Annotated in this window: 15 protein-coding genes and 25 tRNA genes; 2 read left to right on the plus strand and 38 right to left on the minus strand. The window is 55.5% G+C overall.

All coding sequences use genetic code 11. From position 1 onward, the window contains the following. Nucleotides 1–2: 2 nt before the first annotated feature. The 4 genes from rsfS to leuS all read right to left on the minus strand — a co-directional run bounded on the left by rsfS (nt 3) and on the right by leuS (nt 4,784). The gene (rsfS, locus tag NH461_RS03570) at nt 3–320 is read right to left on the minus strand and encodes a ribosome silencing factor (RefSeq protein WP_261601929.1); all 318 of its coding nucleotides are present in this window, start codon (nt 318–320) and stop codon (nt 3–5) included. A 118-nt stretch (nt 321–438) separates the two neighbouring features. Then, nucleotides 439–1,476, minus strand: coding sequence for a DNA polymerase III subunit delta (holA, locus tag NH461_RS03575; protein WP_261601930.1), 1,038 nt, complete (start codon nt 1,474–1,476; stop codon nt 439–441). Next, the gene (lptE, locus tag NH461_RS03580; protein ID WP_261601931.1) at nt 1,473–2,075 is read right to left on the minus strand and encodes an LPS assembly lipoprotein LptE; all 603 of its coding nucleotides are present in this window, start codon (nt 2,073–2,075) and stop codon (nt 1,473–1,475) included. The genes holA and lptE overlap by 4 nt, the downstream gene beginning before the upstream one ends. 135 nt (nt 2,076–2,210) lie before the next feature. Then, a complete protein-coding gene (leuS, locus tag NH461_RS03585) occupies nt 2,211–4,784 on the minus strand; it encodes a leucine--tRNA ligase (RefSeq protein WP_261601932.1) in 2,574 nt (857 codons plus the stop codon). A 201-nt stretch (nt 4,785–4,985) separates the two neighbouring features. On the opposite strand from leuS, the gene NH461_RS03590 reads away from it, so the two are divergent. Next, entirely contained in the window at nt 4,986–5,468 is a 483-nt protein-coding gene (locus tag NH461_RS03590) for a zinc ribbon-containing protein (protein WP_261601933.1), read from the plus strand. 186 nt (nt 5,469–5,654) lie between these two features. Here the strand turns inward: NH461_RS03590 and lnt are convergent, their stop codons facing one another. The 6 genes from lnt to mtgA all read right to left on the minus strand — a co-directional run bounded on the left by lnt (nt 5,655) and on the right by mtgA (nt 12,137). Then, nucleotides 5,655–7,214: an apolipoprotein N-acyltransferase gene (lnt, locus tag NH461_RS03595; RefSeq protein WP_261601934.1), complete on the minus strand. Its 1,560-nt coding sequence runs from the start codon at nt 7,212–7,214 to the stop codon at nt 5,655–5,657. Between the two features lie 3 nt (nt 7,215–7,217). Then, a complete protein-coding gene (corC, locus tag NH461_RS03600; RefSeq protein WP_261601935.1) occupies nt 7,218–8,090 on the minus strand; it encodes a CNNM family magnesium/cobalt transport protein CorC in 873 nt (290 codons plus the stop codon). 107 nt (nt 8,091–8,197) lie between these two features. Next, nucleotides 8,198–8,662: an rRNA maturation RNase YbeY gene (ybeY, locus tag NH461_RS03605; protein ID WP_261601936.1), complete on the minus strand. Its 465-nt coding sequence runs from the start codon at nt 8,660–8,662 to the stop codon at nt 8,198–8,200. Then, nucleotides 8,662–9,759 carry a PhoH family protein gene (locus NH461_RS03610; RefSeq protein WP_410000091.1) on the minus strand — a complete coding sequence of 366 codons (1,098 nt, stop codon included), beginning with the start codon at nt 9,757–9,759 and terminating at the stop codon, nt 8,662–8,664. Before NH461_RS03610 ends, ybeY begins: the two co-directional genes overlap by 1 nt. Nucleotides 9,760–9,844: 85 nt before the next feature. Further along, entirely contained in the window at nt 9,845–11,269 is a 1,425-nt protein-coding gene (gene miaB / locus NH461_RS03615; protein ID WP_261601937.1) for a tRNA (N6-isopentenyl adenosine(37)-C2)-methylthiotransferase MiaB, read from the minus strand. Nucleotides 11,270–11,432: 163 nt separating this feature from the next. Next, nucleotides 11,433–12,137 carry a monofunctional biosynthetic peptidoglycan transglycosylase gene (gene mtgA, locus NH461_RS03620; RefSeq protein WP_261601938.1) on the minus strand — a complete coding sequence of 235 codons (705 nt, stop codon included), beginning with the start codon at nt 12,135–12,137 and terminating at the stop codon, nt 11,433–11,435. A 144-nt stretch (nt 12,138–12,281) separates the two neighbouring features. On the opposite strand from mtgA, the gene NH461_RS03625 reads away from it, so the two are divergent. Then, nucleotides 12,282–13,442: a 2-octaprenyl-3-methyl-6-methoxy-1,4-benzoquinol hydroxylase gene (locus tag NH461_RS03625; RefSeq protein ID WP_261601939.1), complete on the plus strand. Its 1,161-nt coding sequence runs from the start codon at nt 12,282–12,284 to the stop codon at nt 13,440–13,442. 263 nt (nt 13,443–13,705) lie between these two features. On the opposite strand, the gene NH461_RS03630 is transcribed toward NH461_RS03625, so the two are convergent. The 28 genes from NH461_RS03630 to NH461_RS03765 form a co-directional block, all read right to left on the minus strand. Then, a tRNA-Leu gene (locus NH461_RS03630) sits at nt 13,706–13,792 on the minus strand. A gap of 46 nt (nt 13,793–13,838) precedes the next feature. Further along, nucleotides 13,839–13,913: transfer RNA gene (locus tag NH461_RS03635), tRNA-Gln, on the minus strand. Nucleotides 13,914–13,958: 45 nt separating this feature from the next. After that, nucleotides 13,959–14,043 (minus strand) — tRNA-Leu (locus NH461_RS03640). Nucleotides 14,044–14,094: 51 nt separating this feature from the next. After that, nucleotides 14,095–14,181, minus strand: a tRNA-Leu gene (locus tag NH461_RS03645). Nucleotides 14,182–14,229: 48 nt separating this feature from the next. Further along, nucleotides 14,230–14,304: transfer RNA gene (locus tag NH461_RS03650), tRNA-Gln, on the minus strand. 29 nt (nt 14,305–14,333) lie between these two features. Beyond that, nucleotides 14,334–14,418 (minus strand) — tRNA-Leu (locus NH461_RS03655). 49 nt (nt 14,419–14,467) lie between these two features. Then, nucleotides 14,468–14,554 (minus strand) — tRNA-Leu (locus NH461_RS03660). Nucleotides 14,555–14,587: 33 nt separating this feature from the next. Beyond that, nucleotides 14,588–14,664, minus strand: a tRNA-Met gene (locus NH461_RS03665). Between the two features lie 40 nt (nt 14,665–14,704). Then, nucleotides 14,705–14,779, minus strand: a tRNA-Gln gene (locus NH461_RS03670). Between the two features lie 29 nt (nt 14,780–14,808). After that, nucleotides 14,809–14,893: transfer RNA gene (locus NH461_RS03675), tRNA-Leu, on the minus strand. Nucleotides 14,894–14,927: 34 nt separating this feature from the next. Continuing rightward, nucleotides 14,928–15,002: transfer RNA gene (locus NH461_RS03680), tRNA-Gln, on the minus strand. Nucleotides 15,003–15,047: 45 nt separating this feature from the next. Beyond that, nucleotides 15,048–15,132, minus strand: a tRNA-Leu gene (locus NH461_RS03685). Between the two features lie 50 nt (nt 15,133–15,182). Next, nucleotides 15,183–15,269, minus strand: a tRNA-Leu gene (locus NH461_RS03690). A 33-nt stretch (nt 15,270–15,302) separates the two neighbouring features. Then, nucleotides 15,303–15,379: transfer RNA gene (locus tag NH461_RS03695), tRNA-Met, on the minus strand. A gap of 40 nt (nt 15,380–15,419) precedes the next feature. After that, nucleotides 15,420–15,494: transfer RNA gene (locus NH461_RS03700), tRNA-Gln, on the minus strand. Nucleotides 15,495–15,566: 72 nt separating this feature from the next. Then, nucleotides 15,567–15,651, minus strand: a tRNA-Leu gene (locus NH461_RS03705). A gap of 50 nt (nt 15,652–15,701) precedes the next feature. Beyond that, a tRNA-Leu gene (locus tag NH461_RS03710) sits at nt 15,702–15,788 on the minus strand. Between the two features lie 33 nt (nt 15,789–15,821). Further along, nucleotides 15,822–15,898, minus strand: a tRNA-Met gene (locus tag NH461_RS03715). A gap of 46 nt (nt 15,899–15,944) precedes the next feature. Further along, a tRNA-Gln gene (locus NH461_RS03720) sits at nt 15,945–16,019 on the minus strand. A 37-nt stretch (nt 16,020–16,056) separates the two neighbouring features. Next, a tRNA-Leu gene (locus NH461_RS03725) sits at nt 16,057–16,143 on the minus strand. Nucleotides 16,144–16,176: 33 nt separating this feature from the next. Then, nucleotides 16,177–16,253: transfer RNA gene (locus NH461_RS03730), tRNA-Met, on the minus strand. 46 nt (nt 16,254–16,299) lie between these two features. Continuing rightward, nucleotides 16,300–16,374 (minus strand) — tRNA-Gln (locus tag NH461_RS03735). Between the two features lie 29 nt (nt 16,375–16,403). Continuing rightward, nucleotides 16,404–16,488: transfer RNA gene (locus NH461_RS03740), tRNA-Leu, on the minus strand. 49 nt (nt 16,489–16,537) lie between these two features. Further along, nucleotides 16,538–16,624 (minus strand) — tRNA-Leu (locus NH461_RS03745). 33 nt (nt 16,625–16,657) lie between these two features. Then, nucleotides 16,658–16,734 (minus strand) — tRNA-Met (locus NH461_RS03750). A gap of 270 nt (nt 16,735–17,004) precedes the next feature. Continuing rightward, a complete protein-coding gene (ychF, locus tag NH461_RS03755; protein ID WP_261601940.1) occupies nt 17,005–18,096 on the minus strand; it encodes a redox-regulated ATPase YchF in 1,092 nt (363 codons plus the stop codon). Between the two features lie 97 nt (nt 18,097–18,193). After that, a complete protein-coding gene (pth, locus tag NH461_RS03760; protein ID WP_261601941.1) occupies nt 18,194–18,784 on the minus strand; it encodes an aminoacyl-tRNA hydrolase in 591 nt (196 codons plus the stop codon). A 129-nt stretch (nt 18,785–18,913) separates the two neighbouring features. Beyond that, nucleotides 18,914–19,861 carry a ribose-phosphate pyrophosphokinase gene (locus NH461_RS03765; protein WP_261601942.1) on the minus strand — a complete coding sequence of 316 codons (948 nt, stop codon included), beginning with the start codon at nt 19,859–19,861 and terminating at the stop codon, nt 18,914–18,916. Between the last annotated feature and the right edge of the window lie 23 nt (nt 19,862–19,884).

Consider the following 19,884-nt stretch of genomic DNA (forward strand, 5'->3'; position numbering starts at 1 on the left):
CGTTAGGCCCAAAGTTTCTCCAACTGGTACAGGTTGCGCGCATCTTCCTGCATGATGTGCAGGATCACGCTGCCCATGTCGACAATCACCCACTCGCCGTCTTCTTCGCCGCTGATGCCATACGGTGGGAAGTCGATCAGCTTGGATTCTTTGTTGACATGATCCGCAATCGAGTTGACGTGACGGTTGGATGTCCCGGTGCAGACCACCATGAAATCGGTGATGCTGGATTTACCGCGTACGTCCAGGGTGACGATGTCCTGAGCCTTGATATCGTCAACTTTGTCAACAATGAAATCGTGTAGTTCTTGTACCTGCAAAGGAATCCCCTCATGTGAGTAACTGGTGTAATTTCTGTGGCTTCAGGCAGATCTGAGTCACAATTTAGCGGCGCAGTATAGCATGCACAACCCTGTTCGCGACAAGTTGGCAATAACTTTACATTTTTGGCGACGGCGTGTGCATGTGAGTGGCAATGCCGCACATTTCGGCACAGAGCGCCGCCAGCGCCGGCCAGGGCTGCGTCTCAAAATCAGTCTTGACCTGTACTTCAAGCATAGCCAGTTGCCGCAGGAGTCGGAGCAGGGTCTTGAGCGGCAAGCGGTGCAGGGCGCCGGTATACAGATCACGTCGGCTCTGCCACACCCGGAACTGCTCGAAAATGAGGTTGAGCGGTGTGCCTTTGCTTCCCATTTCCTGCATTTTATACAGTTGGGTCAGCTCACGCTGCAGGGTGCGTAGCAGAATCACGGCTTCCACGCCTTCGCCTTCAAGTTGACGCAGCACCCGCTGGCTGCGCTTGCTTTGGCCGGCCAGGAGGGCATCGACCAACTGGAACGGGGTGTAATGGTTGTGGCGGCTCAGAGCGTCTTCCAGGCGAACCACAGTCAGCGCGCCGTCCGGATAGAGCAGGACCAGCTTTTGCAGGCTTTGTGCCAGAGCCAGCAGGTTGCCTTCATGCCACTGGGCCAGCATTTGCACCGACTCATGATCGGGCTTGAGGCCGAGCTGTTGGCAGCGGGCCTGGATAAACCGCGGCAGGTGGCGGGCATCCGGGGTATTACACGGCACGTACAGGCCGAGTGCCAGCAGCGACTTGAACCACTTGGTGCCTTCCTGCTTCTTGTTCAGCCGCGGACCGTGCATCAGCAGCAGGATATCCTCGTGCAAGGTGGCGATCACTTCCTGCAACGCCTTGGTCTGGTTAGCGTTGAGGCCGGTCTCCGGCACCTCCAGCTCAATGATCTGCCGGGCCGAAAACAGGCTCATAGCCTGGGTACAGTCCAGCACCTGGTTCCAGTCCAACTGGGCATCGATGGTGAATGCATGGCGCTCGTCAAATCCATGCGGCTGGGCGGCCTGGCGGATCTGCAACTGACACTCCTGTTTCAGCAACGGCTCGTTGCCAAACAGCAGGTAGGTTTGACGCAGCCCTTTGGCCAGCTGCTGCGTCAGTTGTTCCGGGTAGACTCTCATGGTGTGGCGGTACCTGGCTCGGTGATCTGTGTGGTGCTGCCGGCGCCGTCATTGAGCATGGCTTCGAGCTCAGCTTCTTCGAGTTTGTTGAATACTGCGGTCAGTCGGGCCAGCTGGCGCATGATCTGGCGCGCCGCCTGCTGGCGCATTTCATCTTCGATCATGTCGCGCTCGACGGATTTCGCCAGCGCCGTCAGCGGGTTGTCGAGGAACGTCCGGTTGACGCGGGTGGTGTAGGTTTGCGAGCCTTTCTCCGGCACCACGATGCTGTAGTTGACGGTATAGGTCAGCTCATACTCGGCCGCACGGCTGTTCTGGTACAGCGACAGGGTACGCTCGCCGACCGATTCGCTGATCAGGTGCAGGTTCGGGACGGTTTCTGACGGTGGGACGGCTTCAATCCCGTGCATTTCGAACTGGGATTCGACCTGGCGCTTGAGCTGGCCGTATTCGTCGAAACTGGTCAGGGAGAGTTTGGCGATGTCGTCCGGCAACATGTAGTTCCCGCGCAGGTGGAAGCCGCAGGAGGCCGTGGCCAGGGCCAGCAGGCTGACCAGAAGAAACCGGATGGTGTGTGTAAGGGAAAAGACAGCTTTCACCGTGTCTGCTCCATGAAAATTAAGTGGCAACGGACCGGTCTGGGATGTCAAACCGGTAAAATGAGGATGGACCGGTCGGGGCCATCCAGGGCCCCCGCCAGGCGGGGACCACTGGTTAGGCAAGAGGATATTGTTTTAGTTCGCAACAATATTCAGCAGTTTACCCGGAACATAGATGACCTTGCGGATCGTCTTGTCTTCGGTGAACTTGGTCACGTTCTCATCGCTCAGCGCCAGTGCTTCGACCTGATCTTTGTCGGCATCAGCCGTGACCGTCAGTTTCGCACGCAGCTTGCCGTTGACCTGAACAATGATCAGCTTCTCGTCTTCAACGAGCGCTTTCTCATCAGCAACCGGCCATTCGGCGCTGTCGACATTGTGCTCACCCAGGGCTTCCCACATGGTGAAACTGATGTGCGGGGTCATCGGGTACAGCATGCGAACAATCGCTTTCAGGGCTTCGTCCAGCAGGGCACGGTCTTGCGCGCTGTCCTGAGATGCTTTGGCCAGCTTGTTCATCAGCTCCATGATCGCCGCGATCGCGGTGTTGAAGGTCTGACGACGGCCGATATCATCGCTGACTTTGGCAATGGTCTTGTGAACGTCACGGCGCAGCGCTTTCTGATCAGAGCTCAGCGCGGCGACATCCAGGGCTTCCACAGCACCTTTTGACGTGTGCTCGTGTACCAGTTTCCAGACGCGTTTCAGGAAGCGGTTGGCCCCTTCTACGCCGGATTCCTGCCATTCCAGCGTCATGTCGGCCGGAGAAGCAAACATCATGAACAGGCGCACGGTGTCGGCACCGTACTTGTCGACCATTTCCTGCGGGTCGATGCCGTTGTTTTTCGACTTCGACATTTTGGTCATGCCGGAGTGGACCACTTCGTTGCCGTCGTTATCGACGGCTTTGGTGATGCGGCCTTTCTCGTCACGCTCGACGGTGACATCCGTCGGTGAGACCCAAATCTTGGCGCCTTTGTCGTTGTTGTAGTAGTAAGCATCGGCCAGCACCATGCCCTGGCACAGCAGCTGCTTGAACGGCTCGTCGCTGGTGACCATACCGCTGTCGCGCAGCAGTTTGTGGAAGAAGCGCGAGTACAGCAGGTGCATACAGGCATGTTCAATCCCGCCGATGTACTGGTCAACCGGCAGCCAGTAGTTGGCCGCATCAGAATCCAGCATCTCGTCTGCTTGTGGTGAGCAGTAACGCGCGTAGTACCAGGAAGACTCCATGAAGGTGTCGAAGGTATCGGTTTCACGCAGGGCAGGCTCGCCGTTGAACGTGGTTTCCGCCCAGGATTTGTCTGCCTTGATTGGGCTGGTGACGCCGTCCATGACCACATCTTCCGGCAGGATCACCGGCAGTTGGTCGGCTGGAACCGGATGCACTTCGCCGTCGGCGGTAGTCACCATCGGGATCGGTGCGCCCCAGTAACGCTGGCGGGAAACACCCCAGTCGCGCAGGCGGAAGTTGACGGTTTTCTTACCTTTGCCTTCGGCTTCCAGTTTGGCGGCAATCGCGTCGAATGCGTCCTGGAAGTTCAGGCCGTCGAATGCACCAGAATCGAACAGCACACCTTTCTCGGTGTAAGCGGCTTGCGAGATATCGAGGTCGCTGCCGTCTTCCGGCTTGATCACCGGGACAATGTCCAGGCCGTATTTGGTGGCGAATTCAAAGTCACGCTGGTCGTGGGCCGGAACGGCCATCACGGCGCCGGTGCCGTAGTCCATCAGGACGAAGTTCGCGACGTAAACCGGGACTTCACGGCCGTTTAGCGGGTGAATAGCGGTCAGGCCGGTCGCCATGCCTTTTTTCTCCATCGTCGCCAGCTCAGCTTCGGCAACTTTGGTGTTGCGGCACTCGTCGATAAACGCAGCCAGCTCCGGATTGTTCTCGGCCGCTTTTTCTGCCAGTGGGTGACCGGCAGCAATCCCCACATACGTCACGCCCATCAGGGTGTCCGGACGGGTGGTGTAGACTTCCAGATTGGAATGGCCTTTGACTTCAAAGCTCAGCTCAACCCCTTCAGAGCGGCCGATCCAGTTGCGCTGCATGGTTTTCACCATTTCAGGCCAGCCTTCCAGTGTGTCCAGATCGTCCAGCAGCTCCTGAGCGTATTCGGTGATCTTGATAAACCACTGCGGGATTTCTTTCTGCTCAACCGGGGTGTCACAGCGCCAGCAGCAGCCGTCTTCGACCTGCTCGTTGGCCAGCACGGTCTGATCGTTCGGACACCAGTTCACGGAAGAGGTTTTCTTGTAAACCAGGCCCTTGTTGTACAGCTTGGTGAAAAACTCCTGCTCCCAGCGGTAGTATTCCGGGGTACAAGTGGCGAACTCACGGTTCCAGTCGTAGCCGAAGCCCAGCAGTTTCAGCTGGTTCTTCATGTATTCGATGTTTTCGTAGGTCCATGGCGCCGGCGCGGTCTTGTTCTTCACCGCGGCATTCTCCGCCGGCAGACCGAAGGCATCCCAGCCGATTGGCTGCATCACGTTTTTGCCCTGCAGGCGCTGGTAACGGGAGATCACATCACCGATGGTGTAGTTGCGAACGTGACCCATGTGCAGTCGACCACTCGGGTACGGGAACATGGAGAGACAGTAGAATTTTTCTTTATTTGGGTCTTCACTTACAACAAAGGTCTTGTTGTTGTCCCAGTGTTCTTGAACTTTCTGTTCAATGTCCTGTGGGCGATATTGTTCTTGCATCGATGACATCCAGGATTTTGTGAGTTGAGTACAAACACATTCAATATAATCGACATAGAATAACCAAAGGGAGAGACGTCAACAATAGCTGAGGCCATTTCGGCCGGGAAATGTGGCGATTGTGCTGGTGTTGGCCGGTAAGGCCGGGTCAGTGTGGTCGTTGGTGCGGGTGTGCTGATGACGGTGAGTAGGAGGTGTTCGATGGCGACACAGAAAAAGGACTATGAAGCCCTGCTGGAGCAAGTAACAGAAGCCCTGAAGCACAGCCCGGATGAGCTGAAGCACTGGGGCGAGGTCACGGCAAAATACCGGGAAGCGGCGAGTGATATGACCAAAGATGAGCTGGCACTGATTTCGGCTTATCTGAAGCGGGACTTGCAGGAATTCGGTCAGAACGTCGAGGAGAGCCCGGCGCCGTTCAGTGAAAGTCCGTTTTACCAGGTGGTGAAGGAAACCATCTGGGAAGGACTGGCGGAGATCACTGATAAAACTCAGATCGAATGGCATGAGATTATGGACGACCTGCAGCATCAGGGCGTGTACCAGGCCGGAGAAATCGTGGCGCTGGGAAATTTGGTGTGTGAAAAGTGCGGTCACCGGGAGTTGATCACCCATGTGAAAAAAATTGAGCCTTGCCTCAAGTGCGGTCATACCCAGTTTACCCGCCAGCCCCTGTCTCCCTGACGCAACGGTGACGGCGGCATCACGCTTGCGTTGGATTGCTGGCACAGGCTTCCGCTTAATTCTGGCCTGGGGGTTCGGGTTCGGCGTTTCGTTTGGGGCGCAACATTCGCTGAGCGATATCACTTGCTCGAGCTACAAAAAAGGCGAAGTAGGTACTTCGCCTTTGTCGTTTTCAGGGGGGGCCGGTTAGTCGTGGTAGTTGATCTCGGGCTGGTGATCGCGAAAGCGCCCGGCCTGGCGGCGGATCAGGATCCACGACAGGGTGGCGGACCACAGGATGTAGAGATACAGCGGCCAGCTGCCCAGCGTGGTATACGGGGTCAGACCGTTAGTCGGCACGACGGTGGCCTTGAGGACCGCAGTTTCAAATTGCGGGATTTGCGCCGTGATCTGGCCGGTATGGTCAACCACGCCGGTGATCCCGTTGTTGGTCGAGCGCAGCAGGGGTTTGCCGAGCTCAAGGGCGCGCATCTGGGCAATTTCCATATGCTGGAACGGGCCGATAGAGTGGCCGAACCAGGCATCATTGGACAGGGTGAGCAGCAGATCGGTTCCGAGTCCGACGTTCTGGCGCACCTGCTCGCTGAAGGCGATTTCATAACAGAGCGCCGGCGCGATGGCATATCCGTTGGCCTGCAGGTTGGACTGGATGAAGGTGCCGCGGCTGAACGAAGACATCGGCAGGTTGAAAATCGGTGCCAGCGGACGCAGCAGCTCGCCAAACGGGACAAACTCGCCAAACGGCAGCAGGTGATGCTTGCTGTAGCGGGTCGCGGCCTCATACTGGTAAGGGCCGTCGGCATTGACGCCCAGCGCCAGAATATTATTGAAATATTCACCGCTGTCCGTTTGATCCAGGACCCCGGTGATCACCGTGCTGTTGTTATAGCGGGCAGCGCTGTCGAGGTTTTGCAAAAAGCTCTGCACTTGGGTTTCCAGCGCCGGGATCGCCGCTTCCGGCCAGATGATTAAATCTGCATTCCAGTTCTCACGAGTCAGGTCGGTGTATTTCATCAGGGTTGGCCAGCGCTGGCTCGGCAGCCATTTGAGTTCCTGCGGCACGTTGCCCTGGATCAGGGCGACATCCAGGCTTTTCTCCGGTGCCGGGGTGACCCACTGCAGCTGACTCAGACCATAGGTGAAGCCGGTCAGCAAGAGTGGCACCAGCAGTGGCTTCCAGGTCCGGTAAAACAGGGCGGCGGTCAGGGCAGCACTGCCCAGTACCAGCACCAGAGTGATCCCTTCAACGCCGAAGACCGGTGCTAGTGCGGTTAATGGGCTGTTGATTTGGCTGTAGCCCAACCACAGCCAGGGAAAGCCGGTCAGGAACCAGCCGCGGAACCAATCCAGCAGCAGCCAGATCACCGGACCGCTCAGCATCAGCTGGTGGAACGGGCGGCCGCGGTTGATGCGGTTGAACAGGGCACCGAAGGCGGCCGGAAACAGGGCCAGATAGCCAATCAGCAGGGCCATCAGAAACAGGCTGGCGATTTTCGGCATCCCGCCGAAGGTGTCAATGCTGACGTGGACCCAGCTGATCCCGGTGCCGAACAATCCTAAGCCCCATCCCAGACCGATCAGGGCAGCGCGTTTCGGGGTTTGATGGAGGAGCAGGGAGAAAAAGAGGATCAGGGAGACTGGTGCGAGGTACCAGTGCTGATAGGGGGCAAATGCCAGGGTAGCAAGTGCACCCGCCGGGGCGGCGATTGCCAGCCGCCCCAACGTTGATAATGAAATACGCTTCATTCGTTATGATGTCGCCGTCTGTTGATGGACTTCGCTCGGCACGGTTACCTGTAACTGAATGACCCGACGGTTGTCGGCAGAGGTCACCTTGAAGGAATAGCCATCCAACTCGACGATTTCGCCCCGGGTCGGCAGGTGGCCGAAGCTGGTCATGACCAAACCGCCGACGGTGTCGACTTCTTCATCGCTGAAGCGGGTCTGGAACATGGTGTTGAAGTCTTCAATGGTGGTCAATGCTTTGACCGAGAAGGTATGTTTACTTAATTGGCGAATATCCTGCTCTTCCTGATCGTCGAATTCATCTTCGATTTCACCGACAATCTGCTCCAGGATGTCCTCAATGGTGATAACACCGGATACCCCGCCGAACTCATCGACGACAATCGCCATATGGTAGCGCTCTTCGCGGAACTCCTTGAGCAGGCGATCCACGCGCTTGCTTTCCGGCACCACGACGGCCGGGCGTAGGATTTCATCCAGATCGAACGGCTCGCTGTCCGGGCGCAGGTAGCGCAGCAAATCTTTGGCCAGCAGAATGCCTTCGACATGGTCTTTGTCGTCACTGATCACCGGGTAGCGGGAGTGTTGGGCGTCCACAATTAAATCAATCAGGTCTTCCAGCTTCTGAGAACGTTCGATGGTGACCATTTGCGAGCGGGGGATCATGATGTCCCGGACCCGCATTTCTGATATTTCCATGACCCCTTCGAGCATGTCGCGGGTATCGTGGTCAATCAGGTCATTTTCTTCCGAATCACGGAAAACTTCGACCAGATCCTCGCGGTTTTGTGGTTCACCCTGGAACAACTGGCCTAAACGTTCAAAGAAGGACTTTCTACTCGGACCTTCAGAATTTTGTGAGTTATCTTCGTTCATTGATTTAAGAAAAACATCTTTCAGTTATGTGGCCACGGCCACGGGATGGGTTTACGTGCCCCAGCACAATACTGGGGTACGTATTGGACAACGGTTTTGCGGAAATATTACCGTTTTTCGTCGGCATAAGGATCGGTGAAGCCCATTTTTTCCATGATTTCGGTTTCCAGCGCTTCCATTTCTTCGGCTTCGTCATCCTCAATGTGATCATAACCTAGCAAATGAAGGCTGCCATGTACAACCATATGGGCCCAATGGGCATGGAGCGGCTTTTGCTGCGCCTGGGCTTCCTGCTCGACGACCTGACGGCAGATGATGAGATCGCCCAGCAGATCCAGCTCGATCCCCGGTGGGGCATCAAACGGGAACGACAGGACATTGGTCGGTTTGTCCTTGCCCCGGTACTCATGGTTCAGGGCATGGCTTTCGGCATTGTCGACCAGGCGAACGGTCACTTCGGCATCGGGCTGGAACGGGGTAATTGCCGCATCCAGCCATTGTTGAAATTCAGCTTCGCTCGGCATGCCGTCCGGGTCGTCTGTCGCGACCTGGAGATCAAGGTAAATGGCCATCAGTCTGTGTTTTCCGTTGCTGTTTCTGTCATGACAGGGGCCGGTGCGACTGCGGCCTGTCGGGCAGCCTGCTCATCCCGGCGACGCTGCTCGGCGAGCTTGCGCTGTTTTTGATCTTCGGTTTCCCACACTTCGTAGGCCTGGACGATCCGGGCCACGACCGGGTGACGGACGACGTCATCGGCCTGGAAGAAGTTGAAGCTGATTTCATCGACGTCAGACAACACTTCAATGGCGTGGCGCAGGCCGGAGCGGGCACCGCGCGGCAGGTCGATCTGGGTGACGTCACCGGTGATCACTGCCCGGGAGTTGAAGCCGATCCGGGTCAGGAACATTTTCATCTGTTCGACGGTGGTATTCTGGCTCTCGTCAAGGATGATAAACGCATCATTGAGCGTCCGGCCGCGCATGTAAGCCAGCGGCGCAACTTCAATCACGTTACGCTCGATCAGCTTCTCGACGCGCTCAAAGCCCAGCATTTCAAACAGGGCATCATAGAGCGGGCGCAGGTACGGGTCGACTTTCTGGCTCAGATCACCCGGCAGAAAGCCCAGCTTTTCACCGGCTTCGACGGCCGGGCGGGTCAGCAGGATCCGGCGGATTTCCTGGCGTTCCAGGGCGTCAACTGCCGCAGCGACGGCCAGGTAGGTTTTCCCGGTCCCGGCCGGACCGATGCCGAAGGTAATGTCATGGCGTACCATGTTGGCAATGTACTGGGCCTGGTTCGGCGTCCGCGGCTTGATCACCCCTTTCTTGGTTTTGATCGTGACTTCTTTACCATAGGGGATGTTACTTTCGGTATGTTGCTCCAGCACGCCGGATTCTTTAATCGCAAGGTGGATCTGCTCGGGCTCAATATCCGGGATGGTATTGTGGACCGGGGCGGTATCGACGTACAGGGTTTTGATAATGTGCGCTGTGGCCTGGGCCGTATGCGGTTGGCCAACCACGCTGAAACTGTTGCTGCGATGGTTAATTTCGACACCCAGACGGCGTTCAAGTTGCTTGATGTTATCGTCGAAAGGGCCACAAAGGCTGGAAAGGCGCTGGTTGTTGGCGGGTTCCAGATTGAATTCTACAGTAATAACTTTGCTCAAGATTTGCCTCTCAGTGCGGCTGCCCGGTGTGCGGGCAGCCAATAGTTCAGGGCGCGTCAGACGTGGTGTTCAGACGGGCGTCTTACTATGGAGTATATACGCCAACACCCAATTCATCTTCCTTGCGTGTTTTCTCCATCACTTCGCTTGGCGACATGGCAACACGCAGATTCATTTCGGCTTCGGTCCGGAGCAGCTCGCCACGCAGGGAGTTGCTGAAGACGTCGGTAATTTTCACATCGACGAACTGGCCGATCAGGTCAGCAGAGCCTTCGAAGTTCACTACGCGGTTGTTCTCGGTGCGGCCGCGCAGCTCCATGATGTTTTTCTTCGACGGGCCTTCGACCAGAATGCGTTGCTCGGTATCCAGCATCTGGCGGGAATAGCGCATCGCCTGAGTATTGATCTGCTGTTGCAGTTCATACAAGCGTTGCTTCTTCACTTCTTCAGACAGATCACACGGATAGTCGGCTGCCGGGGTGCCTGGACGCGCGGAGAAGATGAAGCTGAAGCTCATGTCGAAGTCGACATCGCGGATCAGTTTCATGGTGTCCTGGAAGTCCTGATCGCTTTCCCCCGGGAAGGCCACGATAAAGTCGGAGCTGATGGTAATGTCCGGACGGGCTTTACGCAGCTTACGGATTTTCGACTTATATTCAATCGCGGTGTGCGGACGCTTCATCATCGCCAGGATGCGATCGGAGCCGCTTTGGACCGGCAGGTGCAGGAAGCTGACCAGTTCCGGGGTATCGGTGTACACGTCGATGATATCGTCGGTAAATTCAATGGGGTGGCTGGTGGTGTAGCGAATACGGTCAATGCCGTCGATCGCTGCAACCAGGCGCAGCAGCTCAGCAAAGGTGGCAATGCCGCCGTCGTGGGTTTCGCCACGGAATGCGTTCACGTTCTGGCCCAGCAGGTTGACTTCCCGGACGCCTTGCTCTGCCAGCTGTGCAATTTCGAACAGTACGTCATCCAGCGGACGGCTGACTTCTTCACCACGGGTGTAGGGCACCACGCAGTAAGTACAGTACTTCGAGCAGCCTTCCATGATCGAGACGAATGCAGTCGGGCCTTCGGCACGTGGCTCCGGCAGGCGATCGAACTTCTCGATTTCCGGGAATGAAATATCCATCACCGGCGCATCAGTCGATTGGGACTGCTTGATCATTTCCGGCAGGCGGTGCAGGGTTTGCGGGCCGAAGATCACGTCGACATACGGAGCGCGATCGCGGATAGAATCGCCTTCCTGCGTTGCTACACAACCCCCGACGCCGATCACCAAATCAGGCTTTTTGTCTTTGAGTGTTTTCCAGCGACCCAGCTGATGGAACACTTTTTCTTGCGCCTTTTCACGGATCGAGCAGGTGTTAAGCAGCAGAACATCTGCTTCTTCTGGTTCTTCCGTTAACTCGAAGCCATTGGCTGCATTGAGAAGATCGGCCATTTTCGATGAATCATACTCGTTCATCTGGCAACCCCAGGTTTTAATAAGCAGTTTCTTAGCCATGTTTAACTCTTCACTCGTAGTGTATTTTCATTGCATTCAACAGTGCTGCACTCGGCTAACAGGGCGCGCAACGGGCCGTTAGCGGTAGCAAGCCGCGTATTGTACTGCTTTCGGTCCTGCCTGACCAGATCATCACCACCCCGAATCAAGTGTGGTTTTTCCGCTACAGCCGATCAAGGGTTGGTAAGCCCAGTTGGCGCATTTGCTGGCGGATCCAGCGGCTGCGCCGGGCGACGTAGTCGCTCATCGGAGTCGGGCGGATCTTGTACGGGTTGGGCAGCACCGCCGCCAATTGGGCGGCTTGCTGGGCAGACAACCTTGCCGCCGGGACGCCAAAGTAAGTTTGGCTGGCCGCTTCGATGCCGTACAGTCCGGGACCGAATTCAGCAATATTGAGATAGACTTCGAGAATGCGTGACTTATCCCACAGGGCCTCCATCCACAGGCTGAAATACAGCTCAATCCCTTTGCGCCAGAACGTGCGCGAAGGAAACAGGAACAGGTTCTTGGCGGTCTGCTGGGTGATGGTGCTGGCGCCCCGGCGCGGGCCGTCCGTACCGCTTTGTTTCATCAGGGTCAGGACAGCATTGATATCCAGGCCGAAATGATCCGGGAAATGCTGGTCTTCCGAGGCGATCACCGCCAGCTGAGCATGACGGGAAATGGCCGACAGCGGCTGCCAGTCATGGATGGCCCGGGCCGGATAACCGGTGGGCGGAAACAGGCTGCGGTGGATCTGCCAGCCCCAGTTCGGCGGATTGAGCACCTTGCCGGCAGCCACCAGAACGGGCGGGAGAAGCAACAGGATCAGGAGCAGCGTGAGCAGTGCACGTTTCAGGCGGGTGAACAGATTCAAGCGGATAAACATCGAGGATGGGTCTCCATCGTGGCCGACTGCTGCCATGTTGCGATTAAGCACTGATTGCGTTGTCAAAATTAGGTAAAATGAACGCAAAACAGGTCACAGGACCTGGCAACCCTAGAGTAGTGAGCATAACAAATGGAAACCGGAATGGAACAGTTTGATGTGGTCGTCGCCGGTGGCGGCATGGTCGGGGCTGCGACGGCTATCGGCCTGGTGCAGCAGGGATTACAGGTTGTCGTGCTTGAGGGCACGGCGCCACCGGCGTTTGCAGCGGATCAGCCGATGGATCTTCGGGTTTCTGCCATTTCACCGAACTCTGTGGCGTTGCTGGAGCGCCTGGGGGCTTGGGACCATGTGCGGGCGATGCGTCTGTGTCCTTACAAGCGACTGGAAACCTGGGAGCATCCGGAGTGCCGGACCCGCTTCAGCGCAGAGCAGATGCACCTGGCGCAACTGGGCTTTATTGTCGAAAACCGGGTGATCCAACTGGCGCTGTGGCAGCAGTTTGAGCACTACCCGAATCTGACGCTTCGTTGCCCGGCCCGGATGGCGACCGCGACGGCCACCGATGCCGGATATACAATTCAACTGGCCGATGGCGAAAGGCTTCAGACCCGCTTGTTGATCGGGGCGGACGGAGCCAATTCTCAGGTGCGCCAGCAAGTCGGGATTGGGATCACCGCCTGGGACTACCGCCAGCACTGTATGCTGATTAATATTGCCTCGGCCCTGCCGCAACAAGACATTACCTGGCAGCAATTTACCCCGCAGGGACCGCGATCGTTTTTGCCGTTGCCGGGCCACCAGGGCTCTTTGGTCTGGTATGACAGCCCGTCTCGCATCAAGCAGCTTTCGGCAATGGGCCCCGAGCAACTCAAAGCGGAGATTCAGGCCCATTTTCCGCCGGAGCTGGGGGATTTTACCGTGCTGGGGCAGGGGAGCTTTCCATTGACCCGACGCCATGCCCAGCGCTATTGCAAGCCGGGCGTGGTGTTGCTGGGCGATGCCGCCCATACCATTAATCCACTGGCCGGGCAGGGCGTAAACCTGGGCTTTAAAGATGTTGATACCCTGCTGCATGAGATTGAAAAAGCGGGCAGCGACTGGGCTGACAACCGGGTACTGCGTGCTTACGAGCGCCGTCGCCGGCCGGATAATCTGTTGATGCAAAGCGGAATGGATTTTTTCTATACCACCTTCAGCAATGATCTGCTGCCGTTGAAACTGTTGAGAAATGCCGGACTGAAACTGGCGGAGCATGCCGGGCCGATGAAACAGCAGGTGCTGAAATACGCGATGGGGATGTAGCGCGCTCGTTGAGCAGGAATGGATCACTGGAATGGATCAAGTGTGGGCTGCGGCCCACTTTTTGTATCTGAGGTTGAATTTCTGCGTCGCCAGGGGATTTCCGGCTCTTTGCCGATAGGGGCCGTCGGAGATTAAAAAAGAAAAAGCCGAATGCGATATCGACATTCGGCCGTACAACCAGAGAGATACGATCATTGGGTAGGTTGTGAAATCGGTATGGTCCAAACACAAGAAAACCCACCAAAGGTGGGTTTTCTGAATAATGGTGCGGAGGGAGGGACTTGAACCCTCACGTCCTTGCGGACACTAGCACCTGAAGCTAGCGCGTCTACCAATTCCGCCACCACCGCACGTGGTATTTGTTGCCCAGCTCTGATATTCAGAACTGTTTTAAAATGGCAGGGCTACCTGGATTCGAACCAGGGAATGGCGGCATCAAAAGCCGCTGCCTTACCGCTTGGCGATAGCCCTACAGGGTGTTGCTTTCACAACGGCTTCAATTGAAGCTCAGAATCATGGTGCGGAAGGAGAGACTTGAACTCTCACACCTTGCGGCGCCAGAACCTAAATCTGGTGCGTCTACCAATTCCGCCACTTCCGCATAATTCTATGTCATCGAACTGAAGATTGGCAATTCAGATCGAATTTGTATTGGTGCGGAGGGAGAGACTTGAACTCTCACGTCCTTGCGGACACTAGCACCTGAAGCTAGCGCGTCTACCAATTCCGCCACCACCGCACGTGGTATTTACTAACCGGTCCTGAAACATTCAAAACCGTGTTAAAATGGCAGGTCTACCTGGATTCGAACCAGGGAATGGCGGCATCAAAAGCCGCTGCCTTACCGCTTGGCGATAGACCTGCAGATGCTCTTTTCAGAGACTTGAATCATGGTGCGGAAGGAGAGACTTGAACTCTCACACCTTGCGGCGCCAGAACCTAAATCTGGTGCGTCTACCAATTCCGCCACTTCCGCATGATTTTTCTATCAACCTGAACATTGGTAATTCAGATTGAATTGTATTTGGTGCGGAGGGAGAGACTTGAACTCTCACGTCCTTGCGGACACTAGCACCTGAAGCTAGCGCGTCTACCAATTCCGCCACCACCGCACGTGGTTTATTTTTACATTCTCGCGGGGAGAATGGTGGCTACGACGGGATTCGAACCTGTGACCCCATCATTATGAGTGATGTGCTCTAACCAACTGAGCTACGTAGCCATTTCAGAGATGATGATTCAAAATCAACATCTGCAAATGATGGCAGGTCTACCTGGATTCGAACCAGGGAATGGCGGCATCAAAAGCCGCTGCCTTACCGCTTGGCGATAGACCTGCAGTTGCTCTTTTCAGAGACTTAAAACATGGTGCGGAAGGAGAGACTTGAACTCTCACACCTTGCGGCGCCAGAACCTAAATCTGGTGCGTCTACCAATTCCGCCACTTCCGCATCAGAAATGTTGCAACAACATCTCTTGAAATAATGGCAGGGCTACCTGGATTCGAACCAGGGAATGGCGGCATCAAAAGCCGCTGCCTTACCGCTTGGCGATAGCCCTACAGGGTGTTGCTTTAACAACGGCTTCAATTGAAGCTCAGAATCATGGTGCGGAAGGAGAGACTTGAACTCTCACACCTTGCGGCGCCAGAACCTAAATCTGGTGCGTCTACCAATTCCGCCACTTCCGCATGATCTTTTATATCAACCTGAACATTGGCAATTCAGACTGAATTGTATTTGGTGCGGAGGGAGAGACTTGAACTCTCACGTCCTTGCGGACACTAGCACCTGAAGCTAGCGCGTCTACCAATTCCGCCACCACCGCACGTGGTTTATTTTTACATTCTCGCGAGGAGAATGGTGGCTACGACGGGATTCGAACCTGTGACCCCATCATTATGAGTGATGTGCTCTAACCAACTGAGCTACGTAGCCATTTCAGAGATGATGATTCAACATCACCACCTTCAAAAGGTGGCAGGGCTACCTGGATTCGAACCAGGGAATGGCGGCATCAAAAGCCGCTGCCTTACCGCTTGGCGATAGCCCTACAGCGTTGCTTTCGCAACTGGCTTGTTCGAGTCTGCTCATATTGAGCGGATTCTACATCAGCCGAAAATCATGGTGCGGAAGGAGAGACTTGAACTCTCACACCTTGCGGCGCCAGAACCTAAATCTGGTGCGTCTACCAATTCCGCCACTTCCGCATGATCTTTTATATCAACCTGAACATTGGTAATTCAGATTGAATTGTATTTGGTGCGGAGGGAGGGACTTGAACCCTCACGTCCTTGCGGACACTAGCACCTGAAGCTAGCGCGTCTACCAATTCCGCCACCACCGCACGTGGTTTATTTTTACATTCTCGCGGGGAGAATGGTGGCTACGACGGGATTCGAACCTGTGACCCCATCATTATGAGTGATGTGCTCTAACCAACTGAGCTACGTAGCCGCTTTAGGGTTGCCGACTATACCGATAATCCACAACCTTGTAAAGATGGCAGGTCTACCTGGATTCGAACCAGGGAATGGCGGCATCAAAAGCCGCTGCCTTACCGCTTGGCGATAGACCTGCAGGGGTTACTCTTCGTAAAGAGTGAAACCAAAATTTGGTGCGGAGGGAGGGACTTGAACCCTCACGTCCTTGCGGACACTAGCACCTGAAGCTAGCGCGTCTACCAATTCCGCCACCACCGCACGTGGTTTATTTTTACATTCTCGCGGGGAGAATGGTGGCTACGACGGGATTCGAACCTGTGACCCCATCATTATGAGTGATGTGCTCTAACCAACTGAGCTACGTAGCCGCTTTAGGGTTGCCGACTATACCGATAATCCACAACCTTGTAAAGATGGCAGGTCTACCTGGATTCGAACCAGGGAATGGCGGCATCAAAAGCCGCTGCCTTACCGCTTGGCGATAGACCTGCAGATGCTCTTTTCAGAGACTTCAATCATGGTGCGGAAGGAGAGACTTGAACTCTCACACCTTGCGGCGCCAGAACCTAAATCTGGTGCGTCTACCAATTCCGCCACTTCCGCATGATTTTTCTATCAACCTGAACATTGGCAATTCAGATTGAATTAATTTTGGTGCGGAGGGAGAGACTTGAACTCTCACGTCCTTGCGGACACTAGCACCTGAAGCTAGCGCGTCTACCAATTCCGCCACCACCGCACGTGGTTTATTTTTACATTCTCGCGGGGAGAATGGTGGCTACGACGGGATTCGAACCTGTGACCCCATCATTATGAGTGATGTGCTCTAACCAACTGAGCTACGTAGCCATTTTTCTATTCCCGGCGGGCGCTTAGCGCAAGCCGCTGTGTCGGGAACGGGGCGCATTATGCTTACCGTAGTCAAAAGCGTCAATAGTTTTTTTTAATATCTGCATAAAATCCGCTTGTTCGATGGATATTTGGACGAAATGCATGAATGGCGGACGGAAACGGGCGAGGAAGGGCACAAAATCGAGTCTTGGCTGTCACAGCCGGGCAAAAAATAAGCCAGCTGGCAGGCTGGCTTATCGAAAATTCACTGTGAATTATGGGTGAAAATTACACATTGAAACGGAAGTGAACCACATCGCCGTCCTGAACGATGTAATCTTTACCTTCCAGACGCCACTTACCGGCTTCTTTGGCGCCGCTTTCACCGTTGAATTCGATGAAATTGTCGTAGCCGACGACTTCGGCCCGGATGAAGCCTTTTTCGAAGTCGGTGTGGATTTTACCAGCGGCTTGCGGTGCGGTTGCCCCGACAGGGATGGTCCAGGCACGCACTTCTTTGACGCCAGCGGTAAAGTAAGTTTGCAGGTTCAGCAGCTCGTAACCGGAACGGATCACGCGGTTCAGGCCCGGCTCTTCAATGCCCATATCTGCCAGGAACTCTTCGCGGTCGGCATCATCCAGCTCGGCGATTTCAGACTCGATGGCTGCGCACACTGCCACGACAACCGCATTTTCTTTGGCGGCGTGTTCACGAACCAGGTCCAGGAACGGGTTGTCTTCGAAACCGTCTTCGTTGACGTTGGCAATGTACATGGTTGGTTTCAGCGTCAGGAAGTTCAGGTAGCTGATCGCTGCCGCTTCTTCTTTGCTCAGCTCTACCGAGCGCGCCATCCCGCCTTCCGTCAGGGTCGGCAGCATTTTTTCCAGCACGGTGATTTCGAATTTCGCGTCTTTGTCACCGCCTTTGGCACGCTTGGCCTGACGTTGGATCGCACGCTCACAGGTATCCAGATCGGCCAGCGCCAGTTCCAGGTTAATGACTTCGATATCGTCCAGTGGGTTGATCTTGCCGGCAACGTGGACAATGTTGTCGTTTTCGAAACAACGCACAACGTGACCGATCGCATCGGTTTCACGGATATTTGCCAGGAATTTGTTCCCCAGACCTTCACCTTTGGATGCCCCGGCAACCAAGCCGGCGATATCGACGAATTCCATGGTGGTCGGCAGGACGCGTTCCGGGTTGACGATCTTCGCCAGTGCATCCAGACGCAGATCCGGCACCGGAACGACACCGGTGTTTGGCTCGATTGTACAGAACGGGAAGTTTGCTGCTTCGATGCCTGCTTTCGTCAAGGCGTTGAATAGGGTGGACTTACCGACGTTTGGCAGGCCCACGATTCCGCATTTAAAACCCATGGTTGGAAACCCTTTTGGTGATGATTCGGTGAAACAACTCAGCGCCTGGGCAGGTATGCCGACCAGGCCGAGTCAGAACAAATGAGTAAGACTACGCTTATTCGGCTTTGAATGAATGTAGTCGATTCTGCGCCTTATTCAGGCCGTCTTTGAGCAGAATATCCATACAGCGCACCGCTTCGTCGACGGCTGCATCAATATTGTCCTGCTCTTTGGCCGGCGCTTTGCCCAGGACAAAGCCGGACACTTTGTTTTTGTCCCCCGGATGGCCGATGCCGATCCGCAGGCGATAGAAATCTTTGTTGTTGCCCATCTTGCTGATGATGTCCCGCAAGCCGTTGTGGCCGCCGTGGCCGCCACCTTTCTTGAACTTGGCCACACCCGGGGGCAGATCCAGTTCATCATGGGCGACCAGGATCTCTTCCGGTTTGATCTGGAAGAAATTGGCCAGGGACGAGACTGATTTACCGGACAGGTTCATGTAGGTCGACGGGATCAGTAAGCGAAGATCGTGACCATTGGCCTGGATCCGGCCGGTCTGGCCGAAATATTTCGGCTCTTCCCGCAAGGTGATCTGATGGGCACGGGCCAGTTCTTCAACCACCCATGCGCCCGCGTTGTGGCGGGTTTTCGCATACTCGGCACCAGGATTCGCCAGGCCGACCAATAGACGGATATTGTTACTCACGCTAGTCTCTCAAGTCTCAGGGGCTCAAACGCGCGCTATGTTATACCAAACGGCGCGGGATTGATACTGATAGCAAAACGCCCCGCGGGTGCGGGGCGTTTTATGGGCGGTGCGGTCGCAGCTGGACGCTTATTGCGCGAACATCGCCGAGATTGATTCTTCGTTGCTGATGCGACGAATGGCTTCAGCCAGCATGCCTGACAGGGTCAGCACAGAAACTTTACCGGTATCCAGCATTTCCTGAGACAGCGGGATAGAGTCGGTCACGATCACTTCATCGATCACGGACTCGCGGATGTTCTGTGGGGCGTTGCCTGAGAATACTGGGTGGGTTGCGTAAGCAAATACGCGGTTGGCGCCACGCTCTTTCAGGGCTTCAGCGGCTTTACACAGGGTACCGCCGGTATCGATCATGTCGTCAACGATGATACAGTCGCGGCCTTCAACATCACCGATCAGGTGCATGACCTGGGAAACGTTGGCGCGTGGACGACGCTTGTCGATGATCGCGATATCGGTGTCATCCAGCAGTTTTGCCGTTGCACGGGCACGAACCACGCCACCGATGTCCGGAGAAACCACGACTGGATCGTCTAGGTTTTTCGCCAGCATGTCTTCCAGCAGAACCGGGCTGCCGAAGATGTTGTCTACAGGTACATCGAAGAAGCCCTGGATTTGCTCAGCGTGCAGATCAACGGTCAGGACGCGGTCAACACCCACGTTTGACAGGAAGTCAGCAACGACTTTCGCTGTAATTGGCACACGGGCAGAGCGGACGCGACGGTCTTGGCGAGCATAGCCGAAGTAAGGGATAACAGCAGTAATACGGCCTGCAGAAGCACGGCGAAGTGCATCGATCATCACAACCAGTTCCATCAGGTTGTCATTGGTTGGTGCACAGGTTGATTGAATGATGAATACGTCGCTACCACGAACGTTCTCATTAATCTGAACACATACTTCACCATCGGAAAAGCGGTTGACTGTGGCATCTCCCAGGGAGATGTAAAGACGGTCAGCAATGCGTTGGGCTAGTTCTGGTGTAGCGTTACCAGCAAACAGCTTCATATCAGGCACGGTGGAAACCTCAGGTTGCGTCC

The organism is Photobacterium sp. TY1-4 (assembly GCF_025398175.1).
In the GTDB taxonomy this organism is placed as follows: Bacteria; Pseudomonadota; Gammaproteobacteria; order Enterobacterales; family Vibrionaceae; genus Photobacterium.

What these genes read in the sequence shown, in the direction of transcription:
- holA (WP_261601930.1), bottom strand. Translation starts at nt 1,476, where the DNA reads ATGAGAGTCTACCCGGAACAACTGACGCAGCAGCTGGCCAAAGGGCTG.
- ychF (WP_261601940.1), bottom strand. Translation starts at nt 18,096, where the DNA reads ATGGGTTTTAAATGCGGAATCGTGGGCCTGCCAAACGTCGGTAAGTCC.
- corC (WP_261601935.1), bottom strand. Translation starts at nt 8,090, where the DNA reads ATGAACGAAGATAACTCACAAAATTCTGAAGGTCCGAGTAGAAAGTCC.
- lnt (WP_261601934.1), bottom strand. Translation starts at nt 7,214, where the DNA reads ATGAAGCGTATTTCATTATCAACGTTGGGGCGGCTGGCAATCGCCGCC.
- mtgA (WP_261601938.1), bottom strand. Translation starts at nt 12,137, where the DNA reads ATGTTTATCCGCTTGAATCTGTTCACCCGCCTGAAACGTGCACTGCTC.
- ybeY (WP_261601936.1), bottom strand. Translation starts at nt 8,662, where the DNA reads ATGGCCATTTACCTTGATCTCCAGGTCGCGACAGACGACCCGGACGGC.
- miaB (WP_261601937.1), bottom strand. Translation starts at nt 11,269, where the DNA reads ATGGCTAAGAAACTGCTTATTAAAACCTGGGGTTGCCAGATGAACGAG.
- leuS (WP_261601932.1), bottom strand. Translation starts at nt 4,784, where the DNA reads ATGCAAGAACAATATCGCCCACAGGACATTGAACAGAAAGTTCAAGAA.
- NH461_RS03590 (WP_261601933.1), top strand. Translation starts at nt 4,986, where the DNA reads ATGGCGACACAGAAAAAGGACTATGAAGCCCTGCTGGAGCAAGTAACA.
- NH461_RS03625 (WP_261601939.1), top strand. Translation starts at nt 12,282, where the DNA reads ATGGAACAGTTTGATGTGGTCGTCGCCGGTGGCGGCATGGTCGGGGCT.